Source organism: Micromonospora sp. WMMD1082 (genome assembly GCF_029626175.1).
Lineage (GTDB): Bacteria > Actinomycetota > Actinomycetes > Mycobacteriales > Micromonosporaceae > Micromonospora.
Map to the genome: position 1 here is coordinate 4,251,561 of NZ_JARUBM010000002.1, position 22,900 is coordinate 4,274,460.

The window sequence follows — 22,900 nt, forward strand, 5'->3', positions numbered from 1 at the left end:
ATGACCGGGGTGCTGCTGCTCGTCGCCCAGCTCGCACTGGGCGGCACGCTCGGCTGGGCGCTGGTCGGCAAGCTACGGGGGCGGGCCGCCTTCGCCGAGTTCCGCGCCTCGTTGCCGCGTACCGTCGGCGTGCCGGCGGTCCGGGCGGGGTTGCTCGCCGTGGCCGTGCTGGCGGCCGAGGCGCTGGCCGCCGCGACGCTGCTCGCGGCCGTCGCTGTGCCGGCCCTCGCGCCGGCGGGGTTCGCGCTGGCCGCCGTGGTGTTCGCGGCGTTCACGGTGGCGGTCGCCGGGATGGTCCGCCGGGGCGTCCGCGAGCCCTGCCGCTGCTTCGGGGTTGCCGAACGCCCACCCGGCCCGGCCCACGTCGCCCGCAACCTGCTGTTGACGGCGGTCGCCGTCGGCGGGATGGCGCTGACCTTCGGCGGTGCCCGCCCGCCGTCGCTGCCCGTCCTCGCCTCGGCGCCACCCGGCGGCGACCTGCCGCCCTCGTCCGTCCTGCTGCTGGTGGTCACCGTCCTGTGCCTGGTGAACACCACCGTCCTGCTGGTCGTGCTGGGGCAGCTGCGGCGGCAGTCCGCGCTGCTGCGGGTCAGCATCGAGGGGGTGCAGAACCCGGAGCCGATCATGCTGACCGCCGGTGCCACCGTGGGCGACTTCACCGCCACCACCGTCGACGGCGTACCGGTGTCCCGGGCCGCGCTGCGCGGCGAGACTCTGGTCGCCTTCCTCTCCCCGAGCTGCCCGGCCTGCGCGGAGAGCCTGCCCGGCTTCCTCGCCCGGGCCGAGGCGCTGCCCGGTGGCCGGGAGCAGGCGCTGGCCGTGGTGCTGGGCGCCGGTCCGGACGCCGGGCAGTTGTGCGAACGACTCACGCCGGTGGCGCGGGTGGTCAACGAGCCGGAGCGCGGGCCGGTCGCCCGGGCGTTCGGTGTGGACGGTTACCCGGCGTTCGGCCTGCTTGCCGGCGACACCGTGGTGGCCAGCCACTTCGTGCTCGACCGGGTGCCCGCCACCGCCGCACCGTGATCGGGCAGGCAGTCGGCGCGCTGGCCGCCGCGACCCGGATGGCCTGGGCCGCGGCGGGCCGCTGGCTGCTCGCCCGGGTGCTGCTCACCGCGGTGGCCGGCGCGGTACCCGTCGCCGTCGCCTGGCTGATGAAGGTGGTGCTGGACCGGCTGGCCGCCGGCGACGGCCGCCTCGCCGGGCCGGTGCTGCTGCTGGCCGCTGCGGGCGCCGCCGCCGTGCTCCTACCCGAGCTGGGTCGCTACGTCGACGCCGAGTTGCAGCGGTCGGTCGGGCTGAGCGCGCGGCAGCGCCTCTTCGCCGCCGTGGGCCGGATGACCGGGCTGGGCCGGTTCGAGGATCCGGCCTTCCACGACCGGCTCACCCTCGCCGCGGAGACCGGCCCCGCCGGGCCGCCGGAGGTGGTGAGCGGTTTCCTCGGCGCCGTGCAGGGGCTGATCACGATGGTCGCCTTCCTCGCCACGCTGGCGGCGATCAATCCGTGGATGCTGCTGGTCGTGGCGGTGGCCGCCGTACCGACCCTGCGGGGGGAGCTGCGGCTCGGCCGGCAGCGCGCGGCGCTGTTGTGGGAACACGGCCACGCCGCACGGCGGGAGTTTTTCTACGCCCAGCTGATGACCAGCGTCACCGCGGCGAAGGAGGTCCGGCTGTACGGCCTGGGCGGGCTGTTCGGCGCCCGGATGCTGACCGAGCTGCGCGGGATCCAGGCCGGCCAGCGCCGGATGGATCGGCGCGAACTGCTCGTGCAGGCCCTGCACGGACTGCTCGGGGCGGCGGTGGCCGGGATCGGCCTGGTCTGGGCGGTCGACGCGGCCCGCTCGGGCGCGCTCACCATCGGTGACGTCTCAGTCTTCGTGGCCGCGGTGGCGGGCGTGCAGGGCGGGCTGAGCGCCGTCTTCGTCAACGCCGGCCGGTTGCACGAGGCGATGCTGTTGTTCGGGCACTACCGGTTCGTCGTGGACGCCCCACCCGACCTGCCCGCCCGCGCCGTGGCGCTGCCGGTCGTGCCGCCGCTGCAGCACGGCGTCGAGTTCGACGACGTGTGGTTCCGCTACGGCGACGACCTGCCGTGGGTGCTGCGCGGGGTCAGCTTCACCGTGCCCGCCGGAGCGTCGGTGGCCCTGGTGGGGCGCAACGGCGCCGGCAAGAGTTCCCTGGTGAAGCTGCTGTGCCGGTTCTACGACCCGACCCACGGCAGCATCCGGTGGGACGGGGTGGACCTGCGCGACCTGTCCCCGAGCGAGCTGCGGGCGCGCATCGGCGTGCTGTTCCAGGACTTCATGGCGTACGACCTCAGCGCCGCCGACAACATCGGGGTGGGCGAGGTGGGCGCCCTCGACGAGCGGGAGCGGATCCGGGCGGCGGCCCGACTGGCGGGCGTCGACGAGATCCTGTCGGTGCTGCCCCGTGGCTACGACACGTTGCTCACCCGGGTCTATCTGAACGCCGAGGACCGCGACGACCCCACCAGCGGGGTGGTGCTCTCCGGCGGCCAGTGGCAGCGGGTGGCGCTGGCCCGCGCGCTGATGCGCGGCGACGCCGACCTGCTCGTCCTCGACGAGCCCAGCGCCGGCCTCGACGCGGAGGCGGAGTACGAGGTCAGCCGGCGGCTCGCCGCCCACCGGGCCGGCCGGACCAGCCTATTGATCTCGCACCGGATGAACACCGTCCGCGACGCCGACCTGATCGTCGTGCTCGCCGACGGCGAGGTGGTCGAGCACGGCCGCCACGACGAGCTGATCGGCGTGGACGGCGCGTACGCCCGGCTGTTCCATCGCCAGGCCGCCGGCTACCAGGACCCGCAGCCGGCGGCCTGACCCGCCTACGGAGACACCTGCCTCCGAGGACGCCTGGTCACCGTGTGGTGGCGGTACGTCGCCCGCCACGCCATCTGGTGAAGTGGGGCAGCACGAACAGGTAGAGACCGGTGATCAGGAGCAGGACGAGCGGGAGCAACGGCACGTAGGACACCCAGACGACCGGCTCGTCCTGCGCCAGGGCGACGAAGGTGACGAGGACGGTGACCGTGAAGCCGATGGCCAGCCAACGGTGGATCTGCCGTATCCACTTGCTCCAGTTCATCGCGACCTCCCGAGAAGACAACCGATCCCCGGCCCCAGTGACCTGCCGGAACGCCGGTCTTGGTCACGCTAGCCGTCCTCGGGTGACCGGCGCTTCTTGATTCCTGACCGGTCTGGTCGGCCCTTGCCCGTTGTCCTTCGCAGTCGATCTCGGGTGGGGAGCCGCAGTCGATCCCGGCGAGGGAGTCGCGAGTGGCGCGGTCAGGGACCGCAGTAGAGCAGGCGGTTGGGGGTGGCACTGGGTACCGCGCCGACCACCCCGACGGTGGCTCGCCCGACCAGGTACGCGGCGACCTGCGCCGGGGTCCAGGTCGGGTTGGCCTGCCGGACGAGCGCGACGCAGCCGGCGACGTGCGCGGCGGCCGTCGAGCCGCCACTGAGGATCGCCGTCGCCGTGTCGCTGGTGTGCCAGGTCGAGGTGATGCCCGTCCCCGGCGCGTACAGGTCCAGGCAGGAGCCGTGGTTGCCGGAGGCCGCCCGGGCGTCGGTCGGCGTGGTGCCGGCGACGGTGAGCGCGGCCGGGACCCGGGCGGGGGAGTAGTTGCAGGCGTTGGCGTTCGAGCTGCCGGCGGTCACCACGTAGCTCACGCCCGAGTTGATCGAGTTCGTCACCGCCGCGTCCAGCGCGCTGCTCGCGGCGCCACCGAGCGCCAGCAGCGCCACCGACGGCCGGACCGCGTTTGCCGTGACCCAGTCCACCCCGGCGATCACCTGGGCGATGCTGCCGCTACCCGCGCAGGTGAGCACCCGTACCGGGTGCAGCCGCACGCGCTTGGCCACCCCGTGCAGGGCGCCGCCGACAGTGCCGGCCAGGTGGGTGCCGTGCCCGTTGCAGTCGTCCGCCGGCAGGCCGTCGACCAGGTCGGCGCCGGGCTGGACCCGACCGCCGAAGTCACCGTGGCTGCGCCGCACCCCCGTGTCGATCACGTACGCGTGCACGTCCGGCGCGGTGTTCGGGTACGCGTACCGCCCGTCGAGGGGCAGGTGTCGCTGGTCGATGCGGTCCAGCCCCCAGGAGGGCGGGTCGAGTTGCACCCCGGGGTCGGTCACCGTGACGGTCCGGTTCTGCTCGACCCAGGCCACCGCCGGGTCGGCGGCCAGCCGTCTGGCGGCGCGCTCGGTCAGGCGTACCTCGAAGGCGTGCAGGGCATCGGTGAAGACCCGATCGACGCGGCCGGCGTACCGCCGGGCCAGCCGGTCCGCGACGGCCGGGCCGTCGGTGGCGGCCATGGCCCGGCGGCCGGTGGTGGCGCGTGACTCGGTGCCGTCGCGGAGCACCACGACGTAGCTGCCGGCGAGGGCGGTCGGTGCATCGTCGTACCGGATCTCGCCGGTGGCGGGCGCCGCGGCGGCCGGGCCGGCGGTCGCCGCGGTCAGCACGGCGGCGGTCAGCAGTACGGCGAGCGGGCCATGGGTGGCGGCCACGTGTCGCCGGAACGGATGGGGGAGTGGCATCGTTCCTCCTCCGGGTTGCCCTGCCGGCGGGCGGTGACCCTCGGCAGGGGCTCGACAGTTCCCCGGATGGTACCGATGCATTTACCAATGTGGATACGTCCGTCGGTTGACCCGGCGAGTGTCGGCGGGGCGCCGCGAGCCCGAGGACGGGTCGTGATCCGATGCGGCGGCCGCGTCCTCGTGGTCGACCGGACCATCAGGACGAGGCCGCGGTGGTGGTCGGGGCGGGCGGGACCGACTCGATGATCGTGGCGGTGTGTGCCGCCAGTGTCCGCCCCCAGGCCCGGTAGCCGGCAACGCCCGGATGGAAGCGGTCGGCGGCGAAGAAGTCTTCTCCGGCGATCGGCAGGTGCCCGACGGGCAGGTGGAACACGCCGGTGTCCCGTCGGGCGATCCCGGCGAGCTGACGGTCGAGGCGGCGCGCGTGGCTGCCGAACAGCAGCCGTACCGGTGCCGGTAGGGCGGGGAAGCGGTGCACGGGGGGTAGGCCGGCGAGGAGCACGGGCGCGGTGCCGCTCACCCGGCTCCGGATCATCGCGATCAGGTACTCGACATCGCGCCGGAACCGGCGGGGTCGCCGTAGCCGGATCGCGTCGTTGACCCCGGCGACCACCAGGACCAGATCCGGGCTCGTGCCCGCGTGTGGTGCGGCGACGCGGTCCACCAGGTGCGTGGAGATGGTCCGTGCCGTGGCTCCTGATCGCGCGCTGACCTGCCACGACAGGGCGCGACCGGTCAGCGCGGCGAGCGAGTGGGCGGTCTGACCGGCCAGGGCCGCCTGGTGGTCGGGAGCACCGACTCCGGCGGCCGCCGAGTCGCCGAGCACGACGAGCCGCAGCGGCTCCCCGGCGCCGGCCACCGCTCCCCAGTCGTCGCCGGCGGCCGCAACGGGTCGAGGCATCCGCGCCCGAAGACGTCGTGGCATCAGCATGCCCGTCTCCTTTCATAACGCCGTTATATCCATAACACCGTTAGACTGTGGCGCGTGTCAAGGACCAGCAGGGATTCCCGCCGGGAACTCGTCGAGGTCGCCGCCCGGCTGCTGGCCGAGCAGGGACCGCGCGCGCTGTCCGCTCGGGCGTTGGCCCGCGAGACGGGCACCTCCACGATGGCCGTCTACACCTACTTCGGCGGCATGCCGGGCCTGGTCCGGGCGGTCATCCGGGAGGGCTTCGCCCAACTGGCGGCCCGGCTGGCAACGGTGGATCCGAGCGACGACCCGGTCGCCGACGGCTTCCGGCTGGCCATCGCGTACCGCCGGTCCGCGCAGCTGTCGCCGCACCTGTACGCGGTGATGTTCGGCGGATCGAGCATCGCCGGGTTCGAGCTGTCCGAGGAGGACCGGGGGATCGGCCTCTACACCCTGCGCGTGGCCCGCGACACCGTTCCCCGGTGCATCGCCGCCGGGCGGTTCCGCCCCGCCGAACCCTGGTCCCTCGCCCGGCACATGTGGTGCCAGTTGCACGGCCTGGTCAGCCTCGAACGCGCCGGCTACATCAACGCGGACCAGCCGGCCGACGGGGAGTTCCGGCAGTACCTCCGGGACTTCGCGGTGGGCGCCGGCGACACGGTCGAACGGGCTCAGGCGTCGGTGACGTCCGCCTTCGGCGCGGCGCCCGGACCCTGATCGTCACGGCGGTTCCGGTCAGGCGTTGAGGTAGGCCAGGACGGCGAGCACGCGGCGGTTGTCATCCTCGGACGGCGGCATGTCCAGCTTGGTGAGGATGTTGTTGATGTGCTTGCTCACGGCCTTTTCGGTGATGTGGAGCTTGGCGGCGATCGCGGCGTTGGAGCGGCCCTCCGCCATCTCGCCGAGCACCTCCCGCTCCCGGGCGGTGAGCACCGCCAGTGGCTCCCGGCGGGCGAGAAGTTGTGAGATCACTTCGGGGTCCATGGCGGTGCCGCCGGCGGCGACCCGGCGGATGGCGTCGACGAACTCGCCGACGTGGGAGACGCGATCCTTGAGCAGGTAGCCCACGCCTCCCTCCGGGGTGCTGAGCAGTTCCCGGGCGTACAACGGCTCGACGTGCTGGGAGAGCACGAGGATCGGCAGACCGGGAATCCGGGTGCGGGCCGCGATCGCGGCCTGCAGGCCCTCGTCGGTGAACGTCGGCGGCAGGCGTACGTCGATGACCGCCACCTCGGGCTCGTGGGTGATCAGGGCGGGCAGCAGGGCCGGACCGTTGTCGACGGCCGCGACGACGTCGAAGTCGAACGCCTGCAGGAGTCGGGTCAGTCCGTCCCGGAGGAGTGCGTGGTCCTCCGCGATGACAACGCGCACGGCAACTCCATGGTGATGACGGTGGGCCCCCCGGGCGGGCTCGACAGCGCCATCGTGCCATCGAACGCGGCGAGGCGGCGTTCGATACCGCGCAGGCCCGTGCCGGCGGCGGGGTCGGCACCCCCTGCCCCGTCGTCGGTGACCACCATGCTCAACGTGCCGTCCCCGTGCCGCAGGGACACCGATCCGGTGTGGGCCCGGCTGTGCCGCACCACGTTGGTCAGGGTCTCGGCGACGGCGAAGTACGCGGCCGACTCGACGGGTGTGTCGAGCCGCCCGGGAAGATCGGCGTCGACCGTGATCGGCACGGGCAGGCTGAGCGCCAGCGCCCGCACCGCGCCACCCAGCCCACGTTCCGCCAGCACGGGCGGGTGGATGCCCCGGACCAGGTGCCGCAGCTCGACCAGCGCCGTGCCCGAGGATTCCCGTGCCTCGGCGAGCATCTCGTGGGCAGCGGTGGGGTTCCGGTCGATCAGGTCGTCGGCGAGACCGATCATCATGCCCAGCGAGACAAGCCTCGCCTGGATGCCGTCGTGCAGGTCGCGTTCGATGCGGCGCAGCTCCGCCGCCTGCGCGTCCACCGTGTCGGCGCGCGTCGCGGTCAACTGCGTGACGCGCAGCCGGAGCTCGGCGGCGCGGGTCGGCGCGAGGAGAAGTCGGGCGAAGAGGGCGTCGACGCGGCGCAGCCACGGCGCCAACCACAGACCACCGGCGAGGATGGCGGCGCCCTGTGGCACGCAGATCAGGCCCTCGCTGAACGTGTCGATGGACCAGACCACGCCGTAGCCGTACCAGTCGGTGCCGAGCCAGATCCACAACGGTGTCAGCGTCAGGCCCGAGATCCCGTACAGCGGCACGGCCAGGGAGATCGCGCCGAGGGTGCTCCCGACGATCGCCCCGGGCAGCAGCCAGGCGAGGTCACGCCAGGTGGCCGGGTCCGTGACGATCCACCGGAAGCGCCGCCAGCCGCCGGGCAGCGCCCGTTGCGGGCGCGGATGGTACGGGCGTGCCACCGGGACGCCGCTGCGGGCGGCGAGCCTCCGTTCAAGATCCGCCCGCATCCGGACCAGCGCCGTCGTCCCGGACACCAGCGCCATGCCGAGGAACGGCACCGGGACCAGGGCCAACGCGCCGAGCGTCACGCCGAGCAGCGCGACATTGGTCACGGCCAGACCGATGGCGGCCAGGCCGGCCAGCACGGCGCGCACGCCTCGCCGGGCCCACGCGTGCGTCGGCTCGTCAGCCCTGACCATCTCCACCCGTCACATTGTGCCCGTGGGATTGCCGTCCGACGGTGGTGCCAGCACCCCTCCGGCGGAGGGGATAGCGCTCCTGACGACGCCGTACCCGGGCGGGTCTGCTGGAGCCATGACGACCACCACGACGCCGTCGCAGACGGCGACCGGCAGCGACTTCGCCGTCCTGTCCCGCCGGATCATCGCCGCGGGGTTGATGCGGCGCCGACCCGCCTACTACGCCCTCCGGCTGAGCGTCGTCACGCTCATGTTCCTCGGCGGGTGGGCGGCCTTCTTCGTCATCGGCTCCTCCTGGTGGCAGATGATCACCGCCGTGTTCCTCGCCGTCACGTTCGCCCAGGTCGCGCTCGTCGCGCACGACCTGGCGCACCGGCAGGTCTTCCGCACCAAGCGACCCAGCGAGGTCGCCGGGCTGCTGGCCGGCAATCTCGGCGTCGGGATGAGCTACGGCTGGTGGATGGATAAGCACACCCGTCACCACAACAACCCGAACCACGACGACCTCGACCCGGACGTGGCCCCCGAGGTGCTCGTCTGGGCCACGGAGTCGGCCCTCGGTCGGCGTGGGCTGAAGGGCTTCATCACCCGGCACCAGGCCGTGCTCTTCTTCCCGCTGCTCACGCTGCTCGCCGTCAGCCTGAAGGTGTCCAGCGTCACCGCGTTGCGCAACGGCACGGTCAAGCGGCGCGGTGTGGAGAGCGCACTGCTGATCCTGCACGCCGCCGGATACCTCGCCGCCCTGCTGGTCGTCCTCTCGCCGGTGCAGACCGTCGCGTTCCTGCTGCTGCACCAGGGGCTGTTCGGCGTATACCTGGGCCTGACGTTCGCACCCAACCACAAGGGCATGCCGCACCCGACCGGCGCCGAGGACTTCCTGCGCAAGCAGGTGTTGACCTCCCGCAACGTGCACGGCAGCTGGCTGACCGACGTGGCACTCGGCGGCCTGAACTACCAGATCGAGCACCACCTGTTCCCGGGCATGCCGACGCCGAACCTGCGCAAGGCCCAACCGATCGTGCGGGCGTACTGCGCCGAGATCGGCGTCGCCTACGAGCAGACCAGCCTCGTCACCTCATACCGCCAGGCCCTGCGACACCTGCACGAGGTGGGCGCACCGGCCCGCGCCGAACACGCGGCACGCTGATGGCGCGTAGCTTTCGTGCATCCGTACCGGGCTAGTCGCCGGGGTCGGGTGCGCCGGCCTCGGTGAGCAGGGCACGCGCGTGGCGTCGGTGCTCCTGCGCGGCCACGGTGTCGCCGCTCTGGCGGTGGATGCGGCTGAGCACCAGATGGGTGCGTGCCTGGCCGAGCCGGTGGCCGGTCTCGCGGTGTGCCGCCAGCGCCTGCCGGCCCAACTCGTCGGCGGTCGCGCTGTCGCCGTCGGCGAGATGGACGGCGGCGGACAGGGTCAGCGTCTGGGCATGCAGGATCTGGTACCCGTGGGCACGGGTGATCGTCGTCGCCTGGTCGACGTAGGTGCGGGTCTGGGCGTGGTCGTGCAGGTGGAGGTGGGCGGCGGCCAGGCCGATGAGTGCTTCGACCTCGGCATGCCGGAGCTCCGCCTGCCGGGCGATCGCCAGTGCCTTCACATGGTGGTCGATGGCCTGCCGGTGCTGGCCGAGCCTGTCGTGGATGGTGGCGATGGTGTTGAGGGCCTCGGCTTCGAGGTTGCTGTCGCCGAGGTCGCGGGCCAGTGCCAGGGCGGTGCGGGCGGGGGCCACGATGGGCTGACCCAGGTCTCGGTGAACCGCGGCGAGGCCGAGGTGGGTGGCCGCCTCACCGGCCCGGTCACCCGCCATGCGATTCCTGGGAAGGGCGTCATGGAACAGGACAAGGGCCTGGTCAAGCCGGCCGAGCGCGTGGTAGGTGTGGCCCAGTTTTTCCAGCATGCCGGCCTCCAGCGCCGGGATTCCCGCCTTGCGGCTGATGGCCCAGGCCTGGCTGAGCAGACCGACCGCCTGCTCCGGTCGCCCGGTGAGGTGGTAGACGGACGCGAGGTTCCCGAGGTGGACCACTTCGCCGACGGATGCGCCCATCCGCCGGTTGAACTCCAACAGTTGCTGGTAGCAGTCGGCGGCCTCGCCCAGCTGTCCGGCGCGCAGCCGTAGCCAGCCGAGATTGTTGACGGCGGCGGCCCAGATCGGGGGTTGGCCGGTGCCCTGCGCGAGCTCGTAGAGGGCGGCGGCTTGGCGGTAGCGTCCGCGGACGTGGTTGGCGTCGGCGAGGCTGAGCCGTGCGGCGGCCTGGGCGGCGGGGTCGCCGTCGGCCTGCGCCGCGGCCAGCGCGGCCTCGCCCGTCGTGAGCCAGGTGACCACGGATCGGGTGAGCCAGAAGTAGCCGCGCAGTGCGTCTGCGAGCAGCCAGGCGGTCGGTCGAGGGCCGTGCTGTCCGGCCGCTTCGATCGTGGCGAGTAGGCAGGGCAGCTCGGTGTCCAACCAGGCGAGCGCCTGCTTGTGGTCGTCGAACAGGGGTGGCGGGGGGTGCGGCCCGTGGAACGTCCGCGGCAGATGGGCCTTCTCCGGGTACAGCACCCGGGCGGCCGCGTCCACAGCGGACAGGTAGTAGTCGTACAGGCGGCGCTGTGTGGTGTCGCGGTCCGACGCGGTCTCGTCGCGGCCTGCCCGGTCGGCGGCGTAGCGGCGCAGCAGGTCGTGGAAGACGTACCGGCCGTAGGTGTGCTCCTCGACGAGATGCGCGCCGGCCAGCAGATCCAGCAGCCGCTGTGCCTCGCCGACAGTGGTGTCCGCCACGACCGCGGCGGTCTGCGCGCTGATGTCCGGGCCCGGTGCGAGGCTGAGTAGCCGGAACATCCGCCGCGCCGGGGCGGGGATGCGAAGGTAGGACAGGTCGAAGGAGGCCAGGACCGCGCTGTGTGGGTCGCCGGCCACCGCCAGGGTGGCCAGCAGGTCGTTGGCGCGTAGCCGTGCCACGTAGTCGGCGACCGGGTGGTGGGACCTGCTGGCCAGGTTCGCCGCGGCGATCCGTAGCGCCAGGGGTATGCGTGCGCACAGCTGCGCCAGCTCTTCGGCAGCCGCGAGGTCGGCGTTCACGCGCTCTGCGCCGAGAATATGGCTCAACAGGCTCAACGCCTCGGCGTCGGACAGCGCGCCGACGGTCAGCCGGCGTGCTCCGTCTCGGGCGGTCAGCCCGCGGAGCTGGTCGCGGCTGGTCACCAGGACGGCGGATCCACCACCGCCGGGCAGGAGGGCCCGCACCTGGTGGGCGCCGGCCGCATTGTCCAGCACCAGCAGCATCTTCCTGCCGGCCAACAGGCTCCGGTACGTCGCGGTGGCCTCGTCCACGTCGACCGGTACCCGGTCGGCCGGCACCCCGAGCGCGGACATGAGCCTGGACAGCGCCTCCAACGGTGGCAGCGGCGCGTCGTCGGCGTAGCCATGCAGGTTGAGGTAGAGCTGTCCGTCCGGGAACCGGTCGGCGGCCCGGTGGGCCCAGCGGACGGCGAGCGCGGTCTTGCCGACCCCCGCCCCACCGACGAGCACGAGGACCGGGACCAGTGCCCCGCCAGCGGACGACAGCACGTCGTCGAGCACCCGTAGCGCCTCGGCGCGGCCGGTGAAGCCCGCTACATCCGGCGGAAGCTGTGCCGGCACGACACCCGAACGCGATCCGTGTCCGACGGCGGGCTCGGCGGGCTTGCCACGGGCCAGCGCCGCCAGCACCGCGCGGTCCTGGTCGCTCAACGCGAGCGCCTCCGCGAGCAGGCGAACCGTGTGGCCGCGCGGCCGGCGGATGCGACCCGACTCCATCCCCCGGATCGTGCCCACGCTGAGCCCGGATCGACGCGCGAGTGCCTCCTGAGTCAGTAGCGCCCGCTCCCGCCACATCCTTACGAGATCCGGTAGCGCACCGGCGGACGCCACCTCTACCTCCCCCGCGGGAATTGACGCTTGCCGCCTTCTATAGCCGGCAACGATCAGCCGCAGCCTATCTCGCCAGCGACCCGACGACCGATTCCGCATGGTCATGGTCGCGCCGGGCTCTCTGGTCCAGCTCGCCGCGCCGCCGGCCATTGTCCACGTTGACGGCGGATTGACGGTCTGTTGACTGTCCCCGCCCGTCCGCCTTCGGGGAACATGACATGGATGTGCGGGTGGTGATCGGGCGCCCGCCGAATCCAGAAGGGCCGGGAGATCGATGAGACGACATGCGATTGCGATATCGGCGGCGGCTTTGGCGCTGATCGTCGGCGTGGTTTCGCCATCCGGAGTGGCGGCCGCGGCCGCCACAGCGGCTCTTCCGGCGCCCACCAACGTGCGGGTCACCGATCTCGAGATCGACAGTGTCACCCTCGCCTGGGATCCGGTCGAGGGAGCTGTCGGATACTCCGTTCAGACCTACGGACTTGACCAGGGGTACGATCTACCCAGCATCAGGACCAGCACCGCCGGCGTCACCATCCCCGGCCTCCTGTGGGAAGCCCGCTACCAGATCACCATACGGGCCCTCGTGAACGACTGGGTCGCCGGCGACCAGGCCCAGATCATCGTCACCACGCCGACGCCGGACGGGTACCAGCCGCCGACCGCCCCGACCAACCTGCGCGTCGAACGCGGCCCATCGGGAGAGATCGAGCGGGTCGCCTGGGATGCCGCCACCGGTGGTCGCGGCACGTTGAACTACGTGGTCTACGTCGACAGCCCGGGCTTCCTCACGCCAGGGCCGGTGCTGCAGACCAGAGGGCTGTCGGCTACCGGGTACGACGTGTGGGTGTGCCACGGGTGCGAGTTGGGCCCGAACCAGATCGTCATCATCTGGGTCCGCGCCAAGGATCTCCGCCACCTGTCGGCCGAGAGCGTCCGGCTCACCCTGCACTGCTGCCCGTTCTAGGCATGGCGGCCAACGATCCGGTGTAGAAGGACGTGAAGAAGGATGGCCGACGATGACTCGGACGGTGGACTTCTGGTTCGACCCGAGCTGCCCGTACACGTGGATCACGTCGCGATGGATCGTCGAGGCGGCGGCGGTACGCCCGCTCGACCTCCATTGGCACGTGATGAGCCTCTCGGTCCTCAACGAGCACCGGGAGATCGATCCCGAGGGATACCTGTGGGGCCCGGTACGCGTCTGCGCGGCCGTCGAGCAGCGGGATGGCCAGGACGGACTCGCCCGGTTCTTCACCGCGTACGGGAACCGGGTCCACGAGGCAGGGGAGTGGGCCGAGTTCGGTGATGTCCTGGCGGACGCCGGCCTCTCCGCCGACCTGGCGGAAGCCGCCGGGACGCAGGAGTTCGACGGTGCGGTCCGTGCCTCGCACGCGGCCGGCATTGCCCTGGTCGGCGCCCACGTCGGCACCCCGATCATCGCCACCGTTGACGCGGACGGCAACCGGACCGCCTTCTTCGGCCCGGTGATCTCCCGGATCCCGCGGGGTGAGGAAGCCGGCCGGCTCTTCGACGGCGCCGTCCTGGTCGCCGGGGTGCCGGGCTTCCACGAGCTGAAGGGCCGCCCGCACGCGGAGCCGCAGTTCGGGGGTGGCGCCACCGACGCATGATCACGCGGCTTTCTCCAGTTGACGCTTGATAAACCAGGTGCTTGAGTAATAGCCCATGGGAACGACGGTGGAGGATGAGCGGCTCGATGCCGTGTTCACGGCGCTCAGTGACCGCACCAGGCGAGACATCGTCGTCCGGCTCAGCGCGGGCGAGGCGACGGTCAAGGAACTGGCGGAGCGGTACGCCATGAGCATGCAGGCCGTCTCGCAGCACATCGGGGTGCTCGAGCGGTCCGATCTGATCAGCCGGGGGCGGCACCGGCAAACCCGGCCGTGTCGGCTCGAACCGGCGGCCCTGGAAGCCGCCGTCTCGTGGATCGAGCAGAGCCGGCGCACGTGGTCGCAGCGGATGGACCGGCTGGAGACGCGCCTGGCCCACCTGCAGCAGGGCGAGGACCAGTGACCGACGACGAACTCGTCTACCGGCGGATCCTCCGCGCGCCACGTGAGCTGGTGTGGCGGTGCCTCACCGAGCCCGCCGAACTCGCGCACTTCTGGGGCCCGCAAGGAATGACAACCCCCGTCGAGGGCATCATTGTCGAGCTCCGGCCGGGCGGCCGTTTCGAGACCCTGATGCTCGGCGAGCACGGCAGTCACCGGATGGTCGCCACGTTCACCGAGGTCGTGGCGCCCGAACGGCTCGCGTGGATCGAGCCGTCGAGCGGGATGCACACCATCAGCACGCTCGACGACCTCGGCGACGGCAGCACGTCAGTCGTCATCCGTCAGCGGCACGTACCCGAGGCGATGCGGGCGCCCGAAGCCCGAACCGGCTTCCTCACCTCCCTCGACAAGCTTGAACAACACCTCGTTCACCTCACGCAGGGAGACTGATCGTGACCGATTCGCAGTCCTGGGTGGCGTCCACCTACGAACGGCTCGCCGGTCTCCTCGCCGCCGGGACCGTCGAGACCTGGGACGCGCCCTCGCTGTGCGAGAAGTGGCTCGTGCGCCATGTGATCGCACACGTGACGATGCCCGCCCGGCTGACCCCTGAGCAGTTCGGCGCCGAGATGGCGGCGGCTGGCGGCGACTTCACCGTCCTCTCCGACACCGTGGCCGCGCGGGACGCCGCGCTGCCGCTCGCCGACCTGCTCGACCAGCTCCGATCGCCGAAACTGCACGCCTGGCAGCCGCCGGGCGGCGGCGCGGCCGGTGCACTCAGCCATGCCGTCATCCACTCCCTCGACGTGACGATCGCGCTCGACCGGCCCACGGTCGCGCCACAAGAGGCCGTGACCGCCGTCCTCGACCGGCTCGCCGCCGCCAACGGCGCCTTGTTCGGAGTTGACCTGACCGATGTCCGACTGGCGGCGACCGACACCGCTTGGCGCAGGGGAAGCGGCCGGCTCGTTCGCGCCGACAGCGGCGCACTGGTGGCACTTCTGAGTGGCCGCACGCTGCCCGACCGTCGAGTCCTGCCCTGCGCAGGAGAGCGGGACAGCGCCCCGGCGAGGAGGCGTTAGAGTCGCGCCATGTTGACCTTCCCGGTCGACGAGGTGATCCCCGCAACCGAGAGCCTGCCGACCCGGCCGTTGGGCGAACTGTTCGGTGACCCGCTGGTGTCCGGCGGCGATCCGGCGCTGCCCACGGTGACATCGCCCACCTGGAGACCGGTCGGCTCGTTCAGCCGGTTGATCAACGAAACGCCACCCACAGGGGCACGACCAAACGCGCCCAGATTCGACGGCGCTGATGCAAAGGGCCGGCAGGGACCAACACACCGTGCTGCCGGCCAGCAGACGTGGTCACGGCCCGATTCGTTGCTCATGACCATGCCGACGCTTGACGCGATGTTCAAGAACCCAGCGGGTAACCATCAGGGCCAACGCGATCAGTAACAGCACGACGCCGATCCGCCGGCTCGGAGCGCGCCAAGCGCTGGGCGTGACCTCTGCGAGGTCGCCTAGCCCCAGGAGGACGAAGAAGCCCACGCACGCTGCCGCTGCGGCCCACAGCCGGGGGTAATGCACGATCCGCCCGAACAGCCGAACGGTTGACCTGCGTCGGCTGTGGACGACCATCCAGGCAGCGCACCCCAGCAGGGCGACAGCGGCGCTGGCGAGCAGGATGTCCACGGCCGCTGTGCCGGCCCCGAGGGTTGTCACGGACATCACGGTAGCGGCCCGGCACTCGCGGCCTCGTACGGGTGACCCGAGCAGCCCTCCAAACTGTCACCCGGTCAGCTGACAGAGGTAATTCCGTTATGCCATAACTTATCCTGTTTCGTCCTCGTTCAGCCGTTGACGGGTGCGGCCACGCCGAGCAGACCCCGTCAGTCGATCTGAACGGGGGAATCGGTGAGGTCTGTCCTGCGAAGAATCACGAGCGCGTCCACGGCGACGCTGATCGCCGGTCTGGTAACCCTGGGGTTGGGGACGCCGGCACGGGCGGCACCGGGCGACGCGAACGCGCGCGGTGTCGTCGTCGACCTGTCCGCGGAGGTGGCCGGCGTAGCCGTGATCACCGCCGACGCCGTCATCGGTACGGCCACCGCTCCGGCCGCCGGCGGTACCGACAGCGAGACGCTGCTGGCCATCTCGATACCCGGGGCGCTCGGGGTGACCGCCAGCGGCACCGTCGAGGAGGTCACCGCCACCCGGGCGGCGGGCTCGTCGTCGGCGTCCGCCAGCGTCAACGGCCTCAACCTGGCCGTGCTCGGTGTCGACGTGCTGGACGCTGCCGAGGTCACCGCCACCGCGACCTGCCCGCAGGTCGGCCCGACCAGTGCGGACACCACGCTCGTCGGGCTGGAACTGTTCGGCTCGGCCGTGACGCTGACGGCGAACGCGCCCGCCGTCGTGGGCAGCGCGGCTGTGGTGGTGCCGGGGCTGGTGGGTGCGAGCCTGAATGCCTCGTTGACCCGCGTCGAGACCACCACCGCCACCGGTGCCACCGCGATCACGGTGCAGGCCACACTCACCCTGTCGGGCACCGTCCTCGGTGTCCCGACGACCATTCCGGTCGGCACCGTGATCGTGGCCGAGGCCGCGTGCGAGCGTCCGCCGGCGGCACCCACCGCCGCGACGATCACGCCGAACGAGGGCCCGCAGTCGGGCGGCCAGACGGTGACGATCACCGGTACGGGCTTCATCCCGGGCGGCACCACGGTCACCTTCGACGGCGCGCCGGCGACCGGTGTCACGGTGGCGCCGGGCGGTGCCTCGCTGACGGCGGTCACCCCGCCCGGCGCGATCGGCCCCGCGTCGGTCGTGGTCAGCACGGTGAACGGCGCATCGCCGCCGCTGGGCTACACGTACCTGGCCGACGGCAGCGCGGCCGTCATCACCGGTCTTGCACCTACCTCCGGGCCGACCGCCGGTGGCACGACGGTGACGATCACCGGAACCGGCTTCACCGGCGTGGCAGGTGTCGACTTCGACGGGCTACCCGGCACGGAGTTCACGGTCAACCCGGCCGGCACCACGATCACCGTGGTGACCCCGCCGAACCCGGCGGGACCGGCCCTGGTCGAGCTCGTCTTCCCGGCCGGCCGGGTGACCGCGCCGACGTTCACCTACATCGCGCCGACGATCACCTCGGTCGTGCCGGACACCGGGCCGACCACCGGTGGCACGACGGTGACGATCACCGGAACCGGCTTCACCGGCGCGACCGGCGTGACCTTCGGCGACACGCCGGGCACCAACCTTGTCGTGGACCCGAGCGGCACCTCGCTAACCGTGGTCACACCACCCGGACAGGTCGGTCCGGTGGACGTGACCGTGCTCATCCCGGGCGCGAACGCGACCGCACCGGATGGCTTCACGTACGTGGCGGCACCGCCGACCGCCGCGTCGATCACGCCGAACGCGGGCCCGCAGTCGGGCGGCCAGACGGTGACGATCACCGGCACCAGTCTCGTCCCCGGTGACACGACCGTCACCTTCGACGGTGCGCCAGCCACCAACGTCACCGTCAACCCGGGCGGTACGTCGCTGACGGCGGTCACCCCGCCCGGCACGATCGGTCCGGCGGTGGTCCTGGTGACCACCGGCGGCGGTACGGCCGCACCGCTGGACTACACGTACCTCGCCGACGGCAGTGCGGCCGACGTGACGGGCCTGACCCCGACGACCGGACCGACCTCGGGTGGCACCACGGTCACCATCACCGGGACCGGCTTCACCGGCGCGACCGGAGTGACCCTCGACGGGGCGCCCGGCACCGGGTTCACCGTCAACCCCGCCGGCACCACGATCACGGTGGTGACCCCGCCGAACACGGCCGGACCCGCGGACGTGCGACTGGTGTTCCCCGCGGGCACCGCCGCCGCGCCACCGTTCACGTACCTGGCACCGACGATCACCTCGATCGTGCCGGCCACCGGCCCGGCCACCGGCGGTACCACGGTGACGATCACCGGGACCGGCCTCACCGGCGCCACCGGCGTGAACTTCGGCAACACGCCGGGGACCAACCTCGTCGTGAACCCGAACGGCACCTCGCTGACCGTCGTCACCCCACCCGGCCTGCCCGGCCCGGTGGACGTGACCGTGCTGCTGCCCGGTGACGACGTCACCGAACCGGACGGGTTCACCTACGAGATCGCCCCGCCGCGCATCGACACCATCACCCCGGGACAGGGGCCGACCGGTGGCGGCACGACCGTGACGGTCGGTGGTTCCGGGTTCGTGCCAGGCGGGACCGTGGTCACCATCTGCGGTAGGACCATCCCGGCCAGCCAGGTCACGGTGGCAGCGGACGGTCGCTCGTTGACCTTCCGTACGCCGCCCTGCCCGGCCGGAAACACCACGGTCGTCGTGAGCACCGACGGTGGAGCCTCCAACGGGCTCGCCTTCCGCTACATTCCGCGGATCCTGCCGGTGACCGGTGACACCGTCGCCGCACCACTGGCCGTCGGTGCGATGCTCGCTCTCCTCGGCACCGTCCTGATGCTGCTGACCCGTCGCCGGCAGCGCGCCGGCCGAATCGACTGACCGGATAGTCCCGGCCAGGGCCCAGACCGGGCCCTGGCCGGGACGCGGATCACCGCCGAACCGCGCGAGCGGGGCGAGCCGGCGGCGCGTCGGTCCTCTTGCTCTGGTCGGCGAGGGCGATCCGGGTGGCTTCCGGTCGGAGAGCCGGGTCGATCAGAGCGACACGATGATGCCGACCATCGGGGGGCGGCGTAGTCGCAGCAGGCGAGCCACCCAGTTCCCTGCCCGTGACATGACGTATCGGCGGGCCAGCAGCTTGCGGGCCAGCGCCGTCCCGTCGCCGTCCAGCACCCGGGCCGTTCCCGTCACGCTCGGCGCATCCGGCGCCACCGTCCCGCGCACGGAGCACGGCTGCACACGCACCTGCGGGTTGTTCCGGATCCGCTTGACCTTGCCCGAGCCCGCTTCGGTCACGATCCAGAGTTCATCACCCTGCGGTACGTGCCAGACCGGCGTGCCCACCGGGGTGCCGTCTCTGCGGTAGGTGGTCAGACTGACGTAACGGCTACGGACGATCTCGTCGGCCACGGTCATCGCGTCAGCGTAGCGAGCCGTGCCAGACGGCTAGCGGTTACCTGCCCATCGGATAACTTGCCCTATGCCCGTCATCGACCTGAGTGCGCCGGCCCGCCCTCCGTCGCCCCGCAGGACGACAAACGGCCCGGCCGCCGCTCCGGTAGGAGGCGCCCCACCAGGGGCGCCCGCGACGGTGCGCGTAGTGGCCGTTGTGGATGGTCAAACCGGATGTGTCGTTTCGGTGCACCGGTGGAGTGAACCGAAGTTGCTGGTCCAGTCCGGGATTCACGGCCTGATCGCCATCGTCACGACGAACGGCGAACGCGAACGAGGGCGCTGGACGGTGCTGGTGTCGGGCGAGCCGCTGGGCGAGGAACTCGTGCGGTGGGACGGCGACGACCTGGACGCCGGGCGGTCGCGGGTGATGGCCAGGCTTCGGGAGCGGGTTCCGGGACTGCTCGACTGAGCGAGGGCATGGCCGAACAGCCCAGGATCGGCGACGGGAATCGAACCCGCACCGTCAGTTTGGAAGCAACCAGCCGGCCGCGCACCGCCGCCCGGCGCGAACGGCAGGTACCCTCGGCTCGCATGGGAGACCATGATCCAGAAACCGGCGGCGCTCAGCCGATGGTCCGGCCGACGGAGACCGCCCGGTGGGTGATCCCCGTGCTGATCCCCCTCGCCGCGGTCTTCGTCGCGTACGCGCTGCTCGTGCCCGACGGCCCGGCGGAGGCGGCCCGCAGCGTCGCGGTGGCGGTGGCCTGGGGTTCGACGCTGGTCCTGGCCCTGGTCGTGACCGTCCTGGTCGTCCTGGGCGGCATGGCGGTACGGCGTGGCCCGGGTGGGGGCCGCCGCCGACCCGGTTCGCTCCGGACCTGGCTCGCGGTCGCCGTCGTCGGCTACCTCATCCTGCTCACCGCCGTATCCGGGCGGATGGCGCCACTCCCGGTCTTCGACCCGCTGGAACACCACTGGCAGGGGAAGGTACTCGACCTGATCTGGCTGGCCATCCTGTTCGGGCTGTTGCGACGGTGGGCGCGCACCGAGGTGGGCCTGCGGGTGACGATCGCGGCCGGTTCGGCCCGTCCGGCGGCGATCACGATCATCAGCGTCTTCGGGTTCTTCGTCGGGCTCACGGTGCTGGCCGTCGTGCTGGACCCCTCGACCGTGGCGCCGGTCAGCGCCGAGCGGATCGCCTACGACGCCACGATCCCGAACCTGACCGAGGAGCTCATCTGGCGTGGCGCGATGCTCGCGGTGCTCGACCGGGCTTTCGGTACGCCCCGCGTGGTGCTCGGTGCGCCGGTCGGCTGGGGCATCGTGATCACGAGTGTCGTCTTCGGGGTCGGGCACGGTGTGCTCATCGATCTAGCAGGCGGCTGGAGCGTGAACCTGGCCGGCGGGGTCTTCGCCACCGTCATGGGACTGGCACTCGGCTGGATCTGGGCCCGCACCGGCAGTGTCTGGCCCGCCTTCCTCCTGCACTGCGCGCCGGAACTCGGCGTCGATGTCGGCATGCTGATGACCGGGTGAACCGCGTCCCCGACGGCGTGGGTGCGGAGAGCCCCCGCCAATGCCGGCGGCGTCGCGCAACTCGGCCTCGTCGCCGCTGGGCGTGACGGCTCACCTTTGGCCGGCATGCACGACCGGCGGCATGTGCGGACATCTCGCATCCGCATCTCATCCTTCGAGAACAGGGTCCGCGTCGGACAGGGCTTGGCGAGGGTGAGCCCAACTGTTGGTCGTCCAACGGGCAGTTGCGCATGTCCTGCCGCCTGACACCACCAGGGTCGGCGCCGTATAGCTGTCAGGCATCCGCGCAGTGCCCGAATTGCACAGTCAACGGTCAAAGACGAGGCACTAGAACGAGAACGATCCAGGCTCGGCGATCATGCCGCTGACCTGGGCCGGAGTTCGTGGAGCGGGCGACGGGAATCGAACCCGCACCGTCAGTTTGGAAGACTGAAGCTCTGCCATTGAGCTACGCCCGCGTACGCCCGGAAACCGCCGGGCGCGCCGACAGCCTACCCAATGCCCACGGCGCCCGCGCGAGCCCGTGCCCCCGTAACCATGATCCACACGACTTGCGGGATCTCGTGGTCTTAAGGCCGGTCGGAGGCCACGACATGCGGTAACCCGGATCGCAGTGTCCGTTTTCGCCACGTTCGGCGCGTTGGGTGACGCCCCGGCATACCGATGTCGGACCGACCGCATAGACTGCTCGTCGCCACGGGGTGTGGCGCAGCTTGGTAGCGCACTCGCTTTGGGAGCGAGGGGCCGTGGGTTCAAATCCCGCCACCCCGACTGCCGCAAGCATGGGACCGCGGCATCCGGCCGGTTGGCACGCGGTCAGCTCCGCTGCCGGTCCGGGCGCTGCCGGTCCGCCATGCCGGCTCGCCTACACTCGATGGGCCGAAAGTGCGCCCAAGACTCAACCGAGATCCGTTCAAGGAGTACGCCTGTGAAGAGCACCGTCGAGACTCTGAGCCCGACGCGCGTGCGGCTCGCCATCGAGGTGCCGTTCGTCGAGCTCGAGCCGAGCCTCAGGAAGGCGTACCGGGAGATCGGTCAGCAGATCCAGATTCCCGGCTTCCGCAAGGGCAAGGTGCCGCCCGCGATCATCGACCAGCGGGTGGGCCGGGGCACCGTGCTCAACGAGGCGGTGCAGGAGGCCATCCCGCAGAACATCCTCACGGCGGTGCGCGAGCACGACCTGAAGACGCTGGGCCGGCCTGAGGTCGAGATCACCGAGTTCAACGACGGTGACTCGCTCAACTTCACCGCCGAGGTCGACGTACGGCCGGAGATCACCGTGCCGGACCTGGCCTCGGTCGAGGTGACCGTCGACGAGTTGCAGATCGACGACGCCGAGATCGACGAGCAGGTCAACGGTCTGCGTGAGCGCTTCGCCACCCTCAAGACCGTCGAGCGCCCGGCGGCCGAGGGCGACTACGTCCAGATCGACCTGCGGGCGACCGTCGACGGCGAGGAGGTGCCGGGCGGGTCGGCCAGCAACATCTCCCACGAGGTGGGCAGCAAGCAGCTCCTGCCGGGTCTGGACGAGGCCGTCGTGGGTCTCTCCGCGGGCGAGGACACCACCTTCACCACCCAGCTCGTCGGCGGTGACTTCGCCGGCCGTGACGCCGACGTGGTGGTGACCGTGCGTACGGTCAAGGAGAAGGAGCTGCCCGCGCTCGACGACGAGTTCGCCCAGCTGGCCAGCGAGTTCGACACCATCGGCGAGCTGCGCGACGACCTGCGTGAGCGGGTCACCCGCGGCAAGCGCGTCGAGCAGATCTACGCCGCCCGCGACAAGGCGCTCGAGCAGCTCGTCGAGGCTGCCGAGGTGCCCGCCCCGGAGGGCGTGATCCGCGACGAGGTGGAGAGCCGCAAGCAGGCGATGGTCGACCAGCTGGAGCGCATCGGCGCCTCCCTGGAGGACTACCTCGCCGCCGAGGAGAAGACCGAGGAGCAGATCGACACCGAGCTGACCGAGGCCGCCACCCAGGGCGTCAAGGTCCAGTTGCTGCTCGACACGCTCGCCGACGCGGAGGACGTGCAGGTCTCCGACGACGAGTTCGGTCACGAGATCGTCCACCGCGCCCAGCGCGCCGGCATGGCCCCCCAGCAGTACTACGACCAGCTGGCCCGCTCCGGCACGGCCGGCGCGGTCTACGGCGACGTCCGGCGGGGCAAGGCGCTGGCCTCGGTCATGGAGCGCATCACGATCAAGGACTCGGCCGGCAACGAGGTCTCGATGGACGCGCTGCGCGAGGCGAGCGAGCAGGAGCACTCGCACGAGCACTGACCGCCGGGTGGGGCCACCGTCCGCCGGTCGC

General features: G+C 71.7%; 21 protein-coding genes and 2 tRNA genes. 15 read left to right on the plus strand and 8 right to left on the minus strand.

Translation table 11 applies throughout. The features are described from left to right. Both O7615_RS19585 and O7615_RS19590 read left to right on the plus strand, forming a co-directional pair. Positions 1–1,023, plus strand: coding sequence for a MauE/DoxX family redox-associated membrane protein (locus O7615_RS19585; protein ID WP_278179174.1), 1,023 nt, complete (start codon positions 1–3; stop codon positions 1,021–1,023). Continuing rightward, on the plus strand, positions 1,020–2,837 hold the full coding sequence (locus O7615_RS19590; RefSeq protein ID WP_278179175.1) for an ABC transporter ATP-binding protein: 1,818 nt from the start codon (positions 1,020–1,022) through the stop codon (positions 2,835–2,837). The genes O7615_RS19585 and O7615_RS19590 overlap by 4 nt, the downstream gene beginning before the upstream one ends. Positions 2,838–2,874: 37 nt before the next feature. Here the strand turns inward: O7615_RS19590 and O7615_RS19595 are convergent, their stop codons facing one another. From O7615_RS19595 to O7615_RS19605, 3 genes are all read right to left on the minus strand, one after another. Then, on the minus strand, positions 2,875–3,102 hold the full coding sequence (locus tag O7615_RS19595) for a hypothetical protein (RefSeq protein ID WP_278179176.1): 228 nt from the start codon (positions 3,100–3,102) through the stop codon (positions 2,875–2,877). A gap of 200 nt (positions 3,103–3,302) precedes the next feature. After that, positions 3,303–4,556, minus strand: a complete 1,254-nt coding sequence (locus O7615_RS19600; RefSeq protein ID WP_278179177.1) for a S8 family peptidase — start codon at positions 4,554–4,556, stop codon at positions 3,303–3,305. A gap of 196 nt (positions 4,557–4,752) precedes the next feature. After that, complete coding sequence (locus O7615_RS19605; RefSeq protein WP_278179178.1) at positions 4,753–5,487, minus strand: SGNH/GDSL hydrolase family protein; 735 nt, start codon at positions 5,485–5,487, stop codon at positions 4,753–4,755. 54 nt (positions 5,488–5,541) lie between these two features. Here O7615_RS19605 and O7615_RS19610 point away from each other — a divergent pair, with 54 nt between their 5' ends. Continuing rightward, complete coding sequence (locus O7615_RS19610) at positions 5,542–6,183, plus strand: TetR/AcrR family transcriptional regulator (RefSeq protein ID WP_278179179.1); 642 nt, start codon at positions 5,542–5,544, stop codon at positions 6,181–6,183. Between the two features lie 18 nt (positions 6,184–6,201). Here O7615_RS19610 and O7615_RS19615 read toward each other — a convergent pair whose 3' ends face one another. Together O7615_RS19615 and O7615_RS19620 are read right to left on the minus strand one after the other, a co-directional pair. Beyond that, complete coding sequence (locus O7615_RS19615; protein ID WP_278179180.1) at positions 6,202–6,837, minus strand: response regulator transcription factor; 636 nt, start codon at positions 6,835–6,837, stop codon at positions 6,202–6,204. Further along, on the minus strand, positions 6,789–8,090 hold the full coding sequence (locus O7615_RS19620) for a sensor histidine kinase (protein ID WP_278182153.1): 1,302 nt from the start codon (positions 8,088–8,090) through the stop codon (positions 6,789–6,791). The genes O7615_RS19615 and O7615_RS19620 overlap by 49 nt, the downstream gene beginning before the upstream one ends. A 115-nt stretch (positions 8,091–8,205) precedes the next feature. On the opposite strand from O7615_RS19620, the gene O7615_RS19625 reads away from it, so the two are divergent. Continuing rightward, positions 8,206–9,237, plus strand: coding sequence for an acyl-CoA desaturase (locus tag O7615_RS19625; protein WP_278179181.1), 1,032 nt, complete (start codon positions 8,206–8,208; stop codon positions 9,235–9,237). 31 nt (positions 9,238–9,268) lie between these two features. Here O7615_RS19625 and O7615_RS19630 read toward each other — a convergent pair whose 3' ends face one another. Next, positions 9,269–12,124, minus strand: coding sequence for a tetratricopeptide repeat protein (locus tag O7615_RS19630; RefSeq protein WP_347405091.1), 2,856 nt, complete (start codon positions 12,122–12,124; stop codon positions 9,269–9,271). A 124-nt stretch (positions 12,125–12,248) separates the two neighbouring features. Between O7615_RS19630 and O7615_RS19635 the strand changes: the two genes are divergently transcribed. The 7 genes from O7615_RS19635 to O7615_RS19665 all read left to right on the plus strand — a co-directional run bounded on the left by O7615_RS19635 (position 12,249) and on the right by O7615_RS19665 (position 18,545). Next, positions 12,249–12,941: a fibronectin type III domain-containing protein gene (locus O7615_RS19635; protein WP_278179182.1), complete on the plus strand. Its 693-nt coding sequence runs from the start codon at positions 12,249–12,251 to the stop codon at positions 12,939–12,941. 52 nt (positions 12,942–12,993) lie between these two features. After that, the gene (locus tag O7615_RS19640; RefSeq protein WP_278179183.1) at positions 12,994–13,605 is read left to right on the plus strand and encodes a disulfide bond formation protein DsbA; all 612 of its coding nucleotides are present in this window, start codon (positions 12,994–12,996) and stop codon (positions 13,603–13,605) included. Positions 13,606–13,660: 55 nt separating this feature from the next. Beyond that, a complete protein-coding gene (locus O7615_RS19645) occupies positions 13,661–14,008 on the plus strand; it encodes a metalloregulator ArsR/SmtB family transcription factor (RefSeq protein ID WP_278179184.1) in 348 nt (115 codons plus the stop codon). Beyond that, positions 14,005–14,439 carry an SRPBCC domain-containing protein gene (locus O7615_RS19650; RefSeq protein WP_278179185.1) on the plus strand — a complete coding sequence of 145 codons (435 nt, stop codon included), beginning with the start codon at positions 14,005–14,007 and terminating at the stop codon, positions 14,437–14,439. The genes O7615_RS19645 and O7615_RS19650 overlap by 4 nt, the downstream gene beginning before the upstream one ends. 2 nt (positions 14,440–14,441) lie before the next feature. Next, positions 14,442–15,071 carry a maleylpyruvate isomerase family mycothiol-dependent enzyme gene (locus O7615_RS19655; protein WP_278179186.1) on the plus strand — a complete coding sequence of 210 codons (630 nt, stop codon included), beginning with the start codon at positions 14,442–14,444 and terminating at the stop codon, positions 15,069–15,071. Between the two features lie 9 nt (positions 15,072–15,080). Next, positions 15,081–15,446, plus strand: a complete 366-nt coding sequence (locus tag O7615_RS19660) for a hypothetical protein (protein ID WP_278179187.1) — start codon at positions 15,081–15,083, stop codon at positions 15,444–15,446. Between the two features lie 459 nt (positions 15,447–15,905). Continuing rightward, positions 15,906–18,545, plus strand: a complete 2,640-nt coding sequence (locus tag O7615_RS19665) for an IPT/TIG domain-containing protein (protein ID WP_278179188.1) — start codon at positions 15,906–15,908, stop codon at positions 18,543–18,545. Positions 18,546–18,698: 153 nt separating this feature from the next. Here O7615_RS19665 and O7615_RS19670 read toward each other — a convergent pair whose 3' ends face one another. Next, on the minus strand, positions 18,699–19,079 hold the full coding sequence (locus tag O7615_RS19670) for a PPOX class F420-dependent oxidoreductase (protein ID WP_278179189.1): 381 nt from the start codon (positions 19,077–19,079) through the stop codon (positions 18,699–18,701). 247 nt (positions 19,080–19,326) lie between these two features. Here O7615_RS19670 and O7615_RS19675 point away from each other — a divergent pair, with 247 nt between their 5' ends. Then, positions 19,327–19,527 carry a hypothetical protein gene (locus O7615_RS19675; RefSeq protein WP_278179190.1) on the plus strand — a complete coding sequence of 67 codons (201 nt, stop codon included), beginning with the start codon at positions 19,327–19,329 and terminating at the stop codon, positions 19,525–19,527. Positions 19,528–19,649: 122 nt separating this feature from the next. Continuing rightward, on the plus strand, positions 19,650–20,594 hold the full coding sequence (locus O7615_RS19680) for a CPBP family intramembrane glutamic endopeptidase (RefSeq protein ID WP_278179191.1): 945 nt from the start codon (positions 19,650–19,652) through the stop codon (positions 20,592–20,594). Between the two features lie 384 nt (positions 20,595–20,978). On the opposite strand, the gene O7615_RS19685 is transcribed toward O7615_RS19680, so the two are convergent. After that, positions 20,979–21,052: transfer RNA gene (locus O7615_RS19685), tRNA-Gly, on the minus strand. A gap of 239 nt (positions 21,053–21,291) precedes the next feature. Here O7615_RS19685 and O7615_RS19690 point away from each other — a divergent pair. Together O7615_RS19690 and tig are read left to right on the plus strand one after the other, a co-directional pair. Continuing rightward, positions 21,292–21,365 (plus strand) — tRNA-Pro (locus O7615_RS19690). Positions 21,366–21,522: 157 nt separating this feature from the next. Next, positions 21,523–22,869, plus strand: a complete 1,347-nt coding sequence (tig, locus tag O7615_RS19695) for a trigger factor (protein ID WP_278179192.1) — start codon at positions 21,523–21,525, stop codon at positions 22,867–22,869. The last annotated feature ends 31 nt before the right edge of the window (positions 22,870–22,900 follow it).

Excerpts from the sequence above, each read along its gene's own strand:
- O7615_RS19625 (WP_278179181.1), top strand. The coding sequence starts at position 8,206 with ATGACGACCACCACGACGCCGTCGCAGACGGCGACCGGCAGCGACTTC.
- O7615_RS19645 (WP_278179184.1), top strand. The coding sequence starts at position 13,661 with ATGGGAACGACGGTGGAGGATGAGCGGCTCGATGCCGTGTTCACGGCG.
- O7615_RS19600 (WP_278179177.1), bottom strand. The coding sequence starts at position 4,556 with ATGCCACTCCCCCATCCGTTCCGGCGACACGTGGCCGCCACCCATGGC.
- O7615_RS19585 (WP_278179174.1), top strand. The coding sequence starts at position 1 with ATGACCGGGGTGCTGCTGCTCGTCGCCCAGCTCGCACTGGGCGGCACG.
- O7615_RS19605 (WP_278179178.1), bottom strand. The coding sequence starts at position 5,487 with ATGCTGATGCCACGACGTCTTCGGGCGCGGATGCCTCGACCCGTTGCG.
- O7615_RS19635 (WP_278179182.1), top strand. The coding sequence starts at position 12,249 with ATGAGACGACATGCGATTGCGATATCGGCGGCGGCTTTGGCGCTGATC.
- O7615_RS19680 (WP_278179191.1), top strand. The coding sequence starts at position 19,650 with ATGGGAGACCATGATCCAGAAACCGGCGGCGCTCAGCCGATGGTCCGG.
- O7615_RS19630 (WP_347405091.1), bottom strand. The coding sequence starts at position 12,124 with ATGGCCGGCGGCGCGGCGAGCTGGACCAGAGAGCCCGGCGCGACCATG.
- O7615_RS19670 (WP_278179189.1), bottom strand. The coding sequence starts at position 19,079 with ATGACCGTGGCCGACGAGATCGTCCGTAGCCGTTACGTCAGTCTGACC.
- O7615_RS19640 (WP_278179183.1), top strand. The coding sequence starts at position 12,994 with ATGACTCGGACGGTGGACTTCTGGTTCGACCCGAGCTGCCCGTACACG.
- O7615_RS19595 (WP_278179176.1), bottom strand. The coding sequence starts at position 3,102 with ATGAACTGGAGCAAGTGGATACGGCAGATCCACCGTTGGCTGGCCATC.
- O7615_RS19660 (WP_278179187.1), top strand. The coding sequence starts at position 15,081 with ATGTTGACCTTCCCGGTCGACGAGGTGATCCCCGCAACCGAGAGCCTG.
- O7615_RS19620 (WP_278182153.1), bottom strand. The coding sequence starts at position 8,090 with ATGGTCAGGGCTGACGAGCCGACGCACGCGTGGGCCCGGCGAGGCGTG.